7 protein-coding genes and 1 pseudogene are annotated in these 12,523 nt (G+C 66.2%); 6 read left to right on the top strand and 2 right to left on the bottom strand.

Going from position 1 to position 12,523, the window contains the following annotated elements; translation table 11 throughout:
- The first annotated feature begins 173 nt into the window (after positions 1 to 173).
- The 3 genes from QRN89_RS29640 to QRN89_RS29630 all read left to right on the top strand — a co-directional run bounded on the left by QRN89_RS29640 (position 174) and on the right by QRN89_RS29630 (position 7,361).
- Positions 174 to 6,479: an RHS repeat-associated core domain-containing protein gene (locus QRN89_RS29640; RefSeq protein WP_290352483.1), complete on the top strand. Its 6,306-nt coding sequence runs from the start codon at positions 174 to 176 to the stop codon at positions 6,477 to 6,479.
- A 41-nt stretch (positions 6,480 to 6,520) separates the two neighbouring features.
- Positions 6,521 to 6,886 (top strand): hypothetical protein, encoded by a 366-nt coding sequence (locus QRN89_RS29635; RefSeq protein ID WP_290352482.1) that lies wholly within the window; start codon positions 6,521 to 6,523, stop codon positions 6,884 to 6,886.
- A gap of 271 nt (positions 6,887 to 7,157) precedes the next feature.
- Complete coding sequence (locus tag QRN89_RS29630; RefSeq protein WP_435833279.1) at positions 7,158 to 7,361, top strand: transposase family protein; 204 nt, start codon at positions 7,158 to 7,160, stop codon at positions 7,359 to 7,361.
- A 6-nt stretch (positions 7,362 to 7,367) separates the two neighbouring features.
- Here QRN89_RS29630 and QRN89_RS29625 read toward each other — a convergent pair.
- A protein-coding gene (locus QRN89_RS29625) for an IS3 family transposase (protein ID WP_290352481.1) occupies positions 7,368 to 8,578 on the bottom strand; the annotation gives its coding sequence in 2 pieces (ribosomal slippage) (positions 7,368 to 8,281 and positions 8,281 to 8,578; 1,212 coding nt in all).
- A gap of 142 nt (positions 8,579 to 8,720) precedes the next feature.
- Here QRN89_RS29625 and QRN89_RS29620 point away from each other — a divergent pair.
- The 3 genes and pseudogenes from QRN89_RS29620 to QRN89_RS29610 all read left to right on the top strand — a co-directional run.
- Positions 8,721 to 9,050 (top strand): annotated as a pseudogene (locus tag QRN89_RS29620) (transposase); the annotation flags it as partial.
- Between the two features lie 311 nt (positions 9,051 to 9,361).
- Positions 9,362 to 9,982: a transposase gene (locus QRN89_RS29615; RefSeq protein ID WP_290352480.1), complete on the top strand. Its 621-nt coding sequence runs from the start codon at positions 9,362 to 9,364 to the stop codon at positions 9,980 to 9,982.
- 348 nt (positions 9,983 to 10,330) lie between these two features.
- Positions 10,331 to 10,963, top strand: coding sequence for a hypothetical protein (locus QRN89_RS29610; RefSeq protein WP_290353987.1), 633 nt, complete (start codon positions 10,331 to 10,333; stop codon positions 10,961 to 10,963).
- Between the two features lie 182 nt (positions 10,964 to 11,145).
- On the opposite strand, the gene QRN89_RS29605 is transcribed toward QRN89_RS29610, so the two are convergent.
- The gene (locus QRN89_RS29605) at positions 11,146 to 11,472 is read right to left on the bottom strand and encodes a hypothetical protein (protein ID WP_290353986.1); all 327 of its coding nucleotides are present in this window, start codon (positions 11,470 to 11,472) and stop codon (positions 11,146 to 11,148) included.
- Between the last annotated feature and the right edge of the window lie 1,051 nt (positions 11,473 to 12,523).

The raw sequence follows: 12,523 nt of genomic DNA, 5'->3' as shown, positions 1-12,523 counted from the left end.
TCATCTGCGGGTTTGTCGTGATCTTACCCCTAAGATCCGAATTGATCGGCAAGATCATGTTTGAATTCCTTTCAGGTGATTATGGCCAAAAAACTTGCATGGAGGCCTCTAAGGCACCTGTTAATCTGCGCCGATCCATTTCGCCAATGATTGCGGGGTAGGGTGTGAGACGTTTGGCCAAACACGGGCTTTCGGTGCTCGTGGTCGGCGCTGCTCTTGCCGGGGTGCTGCCGGGTGCAGCAGTTGCGGCAGTGGGCAAGCCGGTTGCTCCGAACATGAAGCAACCGAAGGCCGTCCCAGTGAAGGAAGTCGCTACAGGAGGAACCAAGCGGCCGGATGCCGCTGCTGCGAACTCCTGGAAGAAGAAAGCCCCGAAGGTCAAGTGGCCAACTAGTGGCTCTGCGGAGGTGTCACTCGCTCCGGGCGGCAAGGCAGGCTCCTTGCCTGTCTCCCTCAAGGCTGTGACAGGCGGCCCCAAGAGAGGGGCCAAGGGCGCGGCGAAGCACACGTCGGCCAAGGTGAAGGTCTCGGTCATCGGTCGAGAAGCCGCGCGCAAGGCCGGCGTTGAAGGTCTCCTGCTGTCGGTGGGCAGAGCAGACGGCGCGGCAGAGCCGGTGCCTGCCCGCGTCGAGGTCGACTACTCGTCCATCCGCGGCGCCTACGGCGGTGACTGGGCGGCCCGGCTCCGGCTGGTGGTGCTTCCCGCCTGCGCACTCACCACGCCAGAGATAGCCAAGTGCCGTGTGCACAAACCCCTCAAGACAGGAAACGACATACTCGCCGGCAAGCTGTCGGCCCAGGTGAACGCTGCCGGCAGTACGGCAGGCGCTCCGTCTGCCACTTCCGGTGCGAAGCCCCGGGCTGGTGTCGCTGCTTCATCAGTCACGGTTCTCGCGGCGACCGCAGAGTCATCCGGCTCCACAGGCGACTACAAGGCTACGTCCCTTCAGCCGTCCGGGTCCTGGAGTGCGGGCGGCTCCACGGGAGCCTTCACCTGGTCTCACCCGATCGGCGTGCCAACCGTCCCCGGCGGCCTGGAGCCGAAGATCTCACTCGGCTACAACTCGCAATCGGTGGACGGACGCACAGCCGCGTCGAACAACCAGCCCTCCTGGATCGGTGACGGATGGGACTGGGAGCCGGGCTTCATCGAGCGACGCTACAAGCCCTGCAACGACGACAAGGACGGCGGCACCAACACCACCAAGGTCGGCGACCTGTGCTGGTACAACGACAACGCCACACTCTCGCTCGGAGGCAAGACCACCGAACTCGTCTGGGAGAAGGACAAGGGCTGGGTCGCGGAGGGCGACTCGGGCGAGACGATCGAGAAGCTGACCGGCGCCGCCAACGGAGACAAGGGCACTGCGGGTATCGACGGAGAGGGTGAGCACTGGAAGGTCACCACGACCGACGGCACCCAATACTTCTTCGGCAAGAACAAACTGCCCGGCTGGAGCGACAACGGCGCGGCCACCGACGACCCTGTCACCAACTCGGCTTGGACAGTGCCGGTGTTCGGTAACCAGTCCGGCGAGCCCTGCTACAACGCCTCGTTCGCAAGCGCCTGGTGCCAGCAGGCATGGCGCTGGCAGCTCGACTATGTAGTCGACCCGCACGGCAACGCCATGGCCCTCTACTGGAAGACCGAGGCGAACAACTACGGCCGCAACGTCTCCGAGACCAGCGGCAACGCCACAGTCACCCCCTACATCCGGGGTGGCTACCTTGAGCGCATCGACTACGGCCTCCGCTCGAACGCTGTCTACACCGGCAAGGCCATGGGCCAAGTGCACTTCGGCGTGGACGAACGATGCCTGACCAACTGCGGCACCTTCGACGAGACGCATGCCAAGAACTGGCCCGACGTTCCCTTCGACCAGTACTGCAAGGAAGGCGCCACAGAGTGCAAGAACCAGTACTCGCCGACCTTCTGGTCCCGGATGCGACTCAAGACCATCACCACCAAGGTCCTGACCAGCGGTGCCCACAAGGACGTCGACACCTGGACCCTGACCCCGGAATTCCCTGCCTCGGGCGATGGCATCTCCACGCCGATGTGGCTGAAGTCCATCCAGCGCACTGGCAAGGCAGGCGGCACCATCACCCTGCCGGCAGTGACGTTCGCGGGTGAGCAGAAGGCCAACCGTGTCGATGCGCTTGGCGACGGCCTTGCGCCGTTCGTGCGCCTGCGTGTCTACCAGATCACCACAGAGTCCGGGGGCACCATCGGGGTCACCTACTCCCAGCCGGACTGCACCGCCACCAGCCTGCCGCCGGCCGACGAGAAAAACACCACCCTCTGTTACCCGGTCAAATGGGCCTTCGAGGGCGAGACAGCCAAACTGGACTGGTTCAACAAGTACGTCGTCACCCAGGTCGCCGAGGGCGACAACCTGGTCGAATCGCCCGACACGGTGAGCACCTACTCCTACGTGGGCAACGCCGCATGGACGAAAAGCACAGACGAGTTCACCAAGCCGGAGAACCGCGTCCACTCCGTCGCGCGCGGCTACGAGCGCATCCAGACCCGCACCGGCGCGGCAGGCGATCCGAAGACGCTGGAGGAGAAGCGATTCTTCCGCGGGATTGACGGCGCCACCGTCAAGGACAGCGCAGGCGCTTCCGTCACCGACCGCCCCCAGTTCGCGGGCATGGTCCGGGAGAACATCCAGTACAACGGCGACGACACAGACAAGCTCGTCTCCGCGACCTCGTACACACCGTGGCGCTCTGCGGCAGGCAATACCCGCACTCGGCCCGGCCTGCCCGATCTCGTGTCGTACAAGACCGGAACGGAGAAGGAGTCGACCCGCACTGCCGTCACCGGCGGCTTCCGCACCACCGAGGCCACCCGTCACTTCGACGCCTACGGCATGGTCGACTGGATATCGGAAACCGGTGACGTCGACGAGACCGGTGACGAGAAGTGCGTCACCACCACATATGCTCGCAGCGGTACAAGCCCGATCCTGAACCAGGCCAGCCGAATCGAGACCGTCGCCGTCCCGTGCGGCAGTCCCGTGTCGCGTCCCGGTGACGTCATCGACGACATCCGAACCTACTTCGACGGTGGAGCACTGGGCGCCGCGCCCACCCGCGGTCTCGTGACCAAGCGGGAGAGGATCAACGGATCCGGCACTGGCTATTCCACGGTCACCTCGACACCGGCAGCGGACTTCGACATCTACGGCCGCGCGCTCAGCGTCGCCGACGCCTACGGCAAGGTGACCACCACGGTATATACACCGGTGACCGGGGAGGTGCCCACGCAAACCCTGGTCACCAATCCCAAGAGCCACACGGTGACCACCGCACTGGAGCCGCTGCGCGGCCAGACAACCCAGGTCACCGACGCCAACGGCAAGATCACCACCACCGCCTACGACGCTGTGGGGCGACTCACCAAGGTCTGGAAGCCCACCCGTTCGGCCCTGACCTACCCCGACTCGCCCAACATTGAGTTCGCGTATCTCGTACGCAACAACGACGTTACCGTCGTCACCACGAAGACCCTGACCCACGACTCCAAGTACGCCACCTCCTACGGCATCTACGACGGCCTCCTGCGCGAGCGACAGACCCAGAAGGAATCCCCGGACCGCGCGGGCCGTCTGCTGACAGAGACGTTCTACGACACGCGCGGACAGGCGTGGCGAACTTCCGGCACCTACTTCGCGACCGGTGCCCCTGGGCCCGTGCTGGTGACGGGCCAGGAGCTGAACTACCCGGCATCGACCGACACCGAGTTTGACGGCGCGGGCCGGACCACGGTCGTGATCTCGAAGCGCTTCGGCGACGAGACCAAGCGCATCACCACCAGCTACACCGGTGACAGCATCACGGTGATCCCGCCCACCGGCGGTATCGCCACCACCAGCGTGGCAGATGCCCGCGGCCGGACGGTCGAGCTGAAGCAGTACGCGGACACAGCCCGAACGACGCCCCAGACGACCAAGCGCACCTACGACAAGCACGGAAGGCTCGCCACGGTCACCGACCCCGCCGGCGCCACGTGGACATACAAGCACGACGTTCGCGGCCGGCAGATCGAGGCCAAGGATCCCGACAAGGGCATCATCAAGAGCTTCTACGACAACGGTGACCGCATCACCGACGTGGAGGACGCGCGCGGCGTGACCCTCCACACCGACTTCGACGAGCTGGGCCGGCGTACCGCCTTGAAGAAGGACGCTGCCACCCTTGCCAGGTGGGAGTACGACACGGTGGCCAAGGGCCAGGTGTCCAAGTCCATCCGCTACGTGGGCAGCAACGCCTACGAGTCTGCGGTGCTCACCTACAACAGCATCTACCAGCCGGTCATCACCCAAACCACCATCCCGGCCTCCGAAGACAAGCTGGCCGGTACCTACAAGTGGACGACTTCGTACAACCTCAACACCGGCCAGGTGATGTGGACCCAGCACCCCGCCATCGGCGGACTGCCCGCGGAGAAGGTCGCCAACACCTACAGCCCCGTCGCAGGCCTCCTCGACACGATCGGTGCAGGCACCGACCCACTGATCTCCGAGAGCACCTACGACCACTACGGCCGTAACACCATCCGCAAGTACGGCGCCTTCGGCCAGAGCCTCCAGACAGCAAACGTCTTCGACGACCACACCGGCGCACTCACCGACACCTACCTGGACCGGGACACCGCGCCGCAGCGCATCGAGGACGCGCACTACAAGTACGACCCCGCCGGCAACATCACGTCCATCTCGACCTCCTACGGTCAGGACGCGGCCCGCACCACCGACACCCAGTGCTTCGACCTGGACGCCCTGCGCCGAATCACCGAGGCCTGGACCGACAAGAACACGCAGTGCTCCCCGGCGCCTTTGGACTCCGTCGTCGGGGGTCAGGACGCCTACTGGACGTCGTACACGTACGACGCCGTCGGCAACCGCAAAACCGAGACCCAGCACAAGACAGCCTCGGGCCCGGCCACAGACACCACGCGCACCTACGCCGATCCGACCTCGGGCAAGCACGACCTGCCCAAGGTCACCCAGACGGGTACGGCCCCGCGCGACGACCTCTACACCTACGACCCGTCGGGCAACACCGAGACCCGCAAGATCGGCACCTCCCCCACCCAGACCTTCAACTGGGACGACGAAGGCCACCTCGCATCCGTCAAGGAAGGAACGACCGAGAAGGCGAGCTACCTCTACGACACCGACGGCCAGCGCATCATCGAGCGCGACGCCACCGGCACCACGCTCTACCTCTCATACGGCACCGAGCTGCACCTGAGCACGAGCGGTACCGTCACCGGCACCCGCTACTACACAGCCGACGGCCGCTCGCTAGCCATCCGGACCGGTGGGAAGCTCACCTTCGTCTTCACCGACCACCACAACACCGGCACCACCCAGGTGACCGCCGACGCCGCACAGACCGTGACGCGCCGCAAGACCTCACCCTTCGGTAGCCGACGCGGCGCCGACGCCGCGACCTGGACCGGCGACAAGGCGTTCCTCGGCGGCACCGAGGACGAGGTCAGTGCGACCGTCCACCTCGGCGCACGAGAGTACGACCCGACCACGGGCCGGTTCATCAGCGTCGACCCGGTGGTTGACCTCAACGACCCGCAGCAGTCACACGGCTACAGCTACGGCAACAACAACCCCATTACCTATAGCGACCCTACGGGCCGGATCGTTGCTGAGTGCAACCTCGACAAGGTCTCTTGCTCGGGCGGTAAGCCCGTGAGCGCTAAGCCTAAAGAAGCGCAGCCTTCAAGCACCACTGTCGATGACTTCATCTCCGATGTCATCGAGGCTGGCTGGGGCGCGGTGCCGGCCGGATCTGTACGCGGTAAGTTCAACGTCGGCAAGGGGCCGGACCGGGGCATAATTCGCCTCACGTTCTACATCCACACCAAGGACGCCCTCATGGGGCGACTGCTGGGCGACGACCGCGGAATGTCGATCGACCCGCACAAGCCGTACCGGATGTCCCTCTTCTGGAACACCGAGTCTGGCGAGTGCACCTTTACCGTCACTGCGTCGCACACGGTACCTTCACACGCGCTCCGTTCTGTCGGCACTGGGCATCTGCAGGTGGAGAGGGTGACGGTGCCCAGTCAAACGCTCCCGGCCTATCCCCTAGAGTTCGACAGCTTCCCCGGTGATACCCCCGGTAAGCACAACATCGTGAACTACAAGACATTCGGGCACGAGAGCACCTCGGAGCAACTGGATCTCGGAGTCCACGGCGTCAACAGTCTGATCAGGATCTTCGCGGTCGACAACCACATGAAGGTCAGGGCGACGAAGACTTCGGTCACGGTGACCAGGGTCGGTGACGCCTACCCTGACATGGAGGTTGTCCAGTACCGCACCAACCAGGCACCGCGTGTCATCGCAACAGACCGCATGGCTAGCGAGAAGGGGTTGGACTCCATCCCGGGCTGGCCAGGGAAGATCGACAAGACCTGGACAGACGGCCGATGCGTGAAAGGTTGCTAATGTCGGATCTCCAACAACCAGCTGGGCCGGGGATGCTCCGTGTGCTGGCGCGGATCGGACGATGCGTACTCACGTATCTGGTCCTGTATGTGGTGGCCTGGGTGGCCATGGCCCTGATCGACCCGGGCAGTGACTCCCTCGCTGTCATCCTGCGGGACGGCCTGACTGTGCTGATCGTGACAGGGGCACCAACGCTGCTTCTCGGGATCATCGCTGGGCTGATGCATACTCGGATGGACGTCACCCGATTCCGAATCGCACTGGCCGTGCCGATGCTGATGTTCGCCTGGCCCCTGATGGCTGCCACGTCCGGCGAGCCGTTGCTGTTCCAAGGTATGGCCCAGGTCGCATTCGTCTGGCTCACACCAGCACCGCTCATACCCGAAAACTGGGTGGGGCGGCCCTAACACGAGAACCGGTGCCCCCGGCGGGGAAGACCCGCTGCCGGGGGCACCGGCATGTCTGCTCCTCACCAGACGCTTCACGGAAATCTTGCCAGGGCCCGTTCATGGCCCTGGCAAGATTTCCGTGAAGCTGGGGTGTGCGACTGTGCGCCGGTGACGCTCCGTCAAGGGTGGCGGCACTGTCAGCGAGTGTGATGACCTCGTACGGATTGTGACTCCGCACCTCGATGCGGTGCGGGTGGAACGGGTGTGGGCGGAGGGTGGCACTGTGCATATGGCCGCCCGTACCCGCGAGCTGATGGTGGCGTGTCCGGACTGCGGTCGCAGTTCTGCTCGGGTGCACAGTCGCTATTGCCGCACGCTGGCCGATGTCGCTGTCGGTGGACGCCCGGTGCTGATCGGGCTGTCGGTGCGCCGGTTGTTCTGTGACAGCCCGGACTGCGGTCGGCGGACGTCGGGCCTTGACCCCGGATGTTGAACACGTCTATGCGGCTCGGGTCAGGGTAGTTGATGTTGGGTGGAAGGCGTTCTCGTAGGCGATCGGGGATCGTTGTCCGAGGCGGGAGTGACGGCGTCGGGTGTTGTATCGGTGGAGCCATCGGAAGGCGTCGAGGCGGGCCTCGCGCTCGTCCGACCAGCTCTTTCGCCCCTTGAGCGTCTCTCTTTTGAAGGTCGCGTTGAACGACTCGGCGGCGGCGTTGTCCGCGCTGGACCCGACCGCGCTCATGCTCTGTCGGACCCCTGCTGACCTGCAGGCTTCGGCGAATGCCCGGCTCGCGTACTGGGCTCCGTGATCGGTGTGCATCACGGCTCCGGCGAGAGTGCCGCGGGTGCGGATCGCCGCAGCGAGGGCGTCGGTGACGAGATCGGTGCGCATGTGGTCGGCGATCGCCCACCCGGCCAGACGGCGTGAGCACAGATCGATGACGGTCGCGAGGTAGCAGAACTTCCCGGCGCCGATGGGCAGGTAAGTGATGTCGCCGACGTACTTCGTGTTCGGGACCACGGCGGTGAAGTCCCGGCCGATCAGGTCCGGTGCTTTCGCGGCGGCCGGGTCCGGGACGGTGGTGCGGTGCCGGCGCCGCAGGCGGACGCCTTCAAGGCCGATGGTCCGCATGATCCTCGCGACGCGCTTGTGGTTGACCACCAGGCCGTCCTCGTCGCGGAGCTCGGCGGTGATCCTCGGGGCGCCGTAGGTGCCGTCGGAGTCTTTGTGGACCTGGCGTATCCGGGCCGCGACTTTGGCCTCGGCGGCCTGGCGGGCCGCCCGGTCCGGGGCGGTGCGGCGCCAGTAGTAGAAGCTCGAGCGGGCGATCCCGAGGATGTCGCAGAGCCGCTTGACGCCGTATCGGCGCTGGTGGTCGTCAACGAACTGGCAGCGGTTCACCAGCGCGTCTCCCCGGCGAAATACCGGGCCGCCTTGCGGAGGATGTCTCGTTCTTCCTCCAGCTCGCGAATCCTCTTCCTTGCCGCGGCCAGCTCCGCCTGGACGGCGTTACCACCAGACTGCGCAGTGGCCGGCGGCGCGGAGTGGGCACCGGAGCGGCGGCCGTCGGCAGCCCGTATCCAGTTCCGCAGCGTCTCGGTGTTCACCCCGAGATCAGCGGCGACCGACTTGATCGTCGCTCCCGGACGTGATCGGTACAGCGCGACCGCGTCCGCCTTGAACTCGGCGGGGTAGTGCTTCATCCCCACGGGGACTCCGTTCTCCTGGACCATCAAGATCCAAGTCTCTCCGGTGTCCAAGATCCGGGGTCAAGGCCCGTTCGCCGAGCAGGTCGAGGGGCTGACGGTGCGCTACCAGCGCCGCAGCCCGTTGCTGCAGCACTTGGTGGAGATGGCCGGGGTGCTGCTCGCCGGACGGGGCGGGGCCCGGCTCCTGCAGATCCTGAGGGTGCCGTTGTCGCGGACGAGCGTGCTGTTCCACTTGATGCGCTTACCGCTTCCGTCAGCAGCAGTGCCGCGGGTGCTGGGCGTGGACGACTTCGCGCTGTACGCGGACGTCTACGGAACCCTGCTGGTGGATGCCGACACCCGGCTACCGATCGAGCTGTGGGCCGGGCGCGACGCCGAGCAGTTGGCAGCCTGGCTGCGGACGCACCCCGGTGTTGAGGTGGTCTGCCGGGACGGCTCGCTGGTCTATCGCCAAGGCATTGCCGACGGCGCCCCGGACGCGGTGCAGGTCAGCGACCGGTTCCATCTGTGGCAGGGGCTGTCGAAGCGAGTTGGGGATATCGCCGCCCACCGCGGCTGCCTACCCGCCGCAGTACCCGAACCCGAACCGGCCCCCGCCATCGAGCCCAGCAGCACCCTCCGACCAGGCCGAAACCCCCGCCCGTCGCCACGCGAAGATCCTCTTCGAGGCGGTGCACGCGGTGACCGACACCGGCCGCTCGCTCAACGCAGCAGCCCGCGACCTCGGCCTGAACCGGCGCACCGTGCGGAAATAACGCGCGAGCCGCCAACTGGCAGGAATGCGTGCGCCGCACCCGGCCCCGTCGGCCTACCAGCCTCGATCCGTACCTGGACTACCTGCGGCAACGCTGGGAGGAAGGCGAGCACACCGCGACGGTGTTGCACCAGGAGATCGTCGCCAAGGGCTACCGCGGTCACTACCAGCGGGTCAAGATGGCCATCGCACCGCTGCGCCGTGGCCTGCCGATCGACACGCCACGGGAGCGACCGCCCTCGCCCCGTCAGGTCGCCTGCTGGATCACCACCGCACCATCCCGGCGCAGCCTGCACGCCACGGAGGCACTCAGGCGGCTGCTCGAGCACTGCCCGGAACTGGACCGAACCCACGACCTGGTGCGTCAGTTCGCCGCCATGCTCGACGCCCGCGACGCAGGCGGCCTCGCGGACTGGCTCGAGCAGCTCACGACCGCCCGCCTCCCAGCCCTGGCCAGCCTGGCCAAAGCCATCCGCGAGGACCAGGCTGCAGTCGTACAGGGCATCACCACTCCGTTCAACTCCGGCGTCAACGAAGGCCGCATCACCGACCTGAAACTCCAGAAACGGCTCATGGCCGGCCGCGCCGGAGTCCCACTGCGCCGACACCGCGTCATCCTCATGGCCCTGCTCCGACGCCGCCACCTGTGACGGAGCGTCACCGGCGCACAGTGGCACACCCCAGCTTCACGAAAATCTTGCCAGGGCCACGTTCATGTGTACGCCGACACCGACGCCGGAACGAGCACCGGTACCGACGCCGGGACGACCACGGGCACCACCGCCGGATAGCCCGCCCCGCACACTGCGCCCCGGCCCAAGCGGGCGGTCGGGGCGCACCCGTTCCCGAGGGCCCGTGACCCGAGCGCGGCCGCGTCGTTCACCCCGGTGGCGCTGTCCCTCCTGGCTCTCAGCGCCAGCGGGGCCCCGACGTCGGCCGGAGAAGGGGCCCCGCGGCGGCCGCGACGCAAGCACCCTCGGATCCCTACGGTGCGCGCCATGACGTTCATCCCGCTCACCCGCTGCGCCTCGCTCGCCGCATCGGCCCGGACCCACAACCGGCCGCACCCGATCGCGTGCGTGCAACCGGAGACCGTGGAGCTCGCGCACCAGCTCATGTACCTCCCGGTCGGCGAGCGCCGCGCCCAGGTCGCGGCGATGGCCCCGGGGACGCTCATGGACGTGATGATCGCCCTCGACCGGCACGCGGGCAGCGCCTACGAGCTGTGGCGCGACACCCCGGCCGGGTTCGCCGAGGACATCCTCGGCCTCATCCTCGACGACGAGCAGCGCGCTGTCCTTGACGCGGCCGCCGCCGACGAGACCCGCCGGATCGCCGCCCGGGGCCCGCACCCGGACAACCACGTGATGGCGGCCGCCCTCATGGCATGGGCTGCGCTCGTGTCTGGCCCCCGCGGCTGGGACTACTTGCCGCGGGTCGCGGTCTCCTTCGCCCAGTACCGGCAGACCTCAGCGAGCGTGTGGCGCGTCCTGGCCCGGTTCATCGACACGCCTCCCTGCCCGGCAGGCTCGACATGGCCCGGCGTGCCTGGTGGGCCGACGGCCTCGAGGGCCCGCAGCGCGTCATGGCGTTCAGCGTGCCCCGGTCGCAGACGATCGTCTCCGGCGTGATCACGGGGATCGCCGCCGCCTGGGCCAACCGTTCGTCCAGCGCTGTGAGCGAGGCGTGCGGCAGCACCGAGCGGGACATCCGTAGTGCGTCCGGTATCCCGACCCGGGCGAAGTCCCAGCCCACCAGCGAACACGCCGCCGCTGTCCCGGCGAACTTCACCGCGTCACGCGGCTCGATCCGCTCATCGGGGCGGACATCGACCACCAGCCCCGTCCCACGACAGCCGCAACGGCTGCGAGGCCATCCCGACCACCCGCGGATCGAAGTCGAGCAGCATCAGCCGGTCCCGCTCCAGCCACGACTCATAGCCGACGTGCCCGCCGCATGTAGCCGACCAGTACCAACCGCACCAGTTGCCCTGTCCCCGGAAAGCCGGGAACCGCCGCTCGGGCCGGACCGACTCAAACGGAACCGACCACAGGCACCCCAGCAAAGCCCGCTCACGGGCCCCGACTGCGCTGACGTACTCCAGTTCGACGTCCTCTGTCGACACCCCGTTCACATCCATCCGGGCCTCCGTTACGAAGCCGACGAACCACGACGACCATAGATACAGAGACGACAGCGCACGCGGAGAAGACCGAGACAGCCCGCCAGACGCCCGGACCTGACTGATAGTGAGATGTTGAGCGCAGAGTAGGTGTAAGTGACGCGCTGAGCTGCCAGCCGCCGCCTGCGGGAGCGCGGATAACGGTCAGGTTGCACTGCGGCCCGCGCTGACCCCGCAGAGGTCGCTGGCAGATCTCCTCGACTCGTGTTTGCCCAGCTCAGCGACCTGCGATCGTTCTTTACCGTGCTGGATATAGCACGGTGGCACATACCTTCTGGAGTGCGGCAATATTCACGGCATGACGAAGAAGAAGCGCAACTCCCGTTTCAAGTCCCCCAACCCCGCCGCGCAGGAGAAGAGGGTCCGATATCTCAGCTCCGACTTGCGGGACCCGAAGATCAAGGAGTTCTCTGAGGTGTCGAGTTATTCGACGCGTGAGATGCAGAGTATTCGTGTATGCAGCTATGTAGAGTTGTGCGAATATGCCGCTCTGGCCCCTTCGGTGAAGGAATGGGGGCTGCTCCATTGCACGGTCCGAGACAAGCGGGGTCGCCGTGCTCGGATGACCCTGGCGACCAACGACCTGACCTACCATCGCGCTTATGTCGCGGCTGCGAATTACGAGAATACTGAGGCGGTGGAGCTTGCTGTCATGCGGTACCCCTTCAAGCGCCCGGGATGGCCAGGACCTGTGAGGCAGGGTGGCAGTTGGCCTTTGGGCGAAGCGATTCCTTGGATGCCGACATACCGGGACGCTGGCCCCGACGTAAGCGAAGCAAGGCACCTGCATGGCATTCAGGCGACAGAGGACGGAGCTGTCAGAGAAATCTGCGTAATCTTCGCTAAGAGTTCCACAGGGGTCGAATGGACCATGATTGACGACGACCCGACGAGAGAAAGATCGAAGGTCGTAATTCCGGAACCCGAGGTCGAATTCTACCTGCCTGCCGGAGTTGCGGTAGTTCCGGGATGGCCTCTTGCGTCCGAGCCGAGTCCGTGCCCCATTACA

It is taken from the genome of Streptomyces sp. HUAS CB01, from assembly GCF_030406905.1.
In the GTDB taxonomy this organism is placed as follows: domain Bacteria; phylum Actinomycetota; class Actinomycetes; order Streptomycetales; family Streptomycetaceae; genus Streptomyces; species Streptomyces chengbuensis.
Note: the sequence above shows the minus strand (reverse complement) of the source record. Positions and strands in the feature narration are given on the sequence as shown.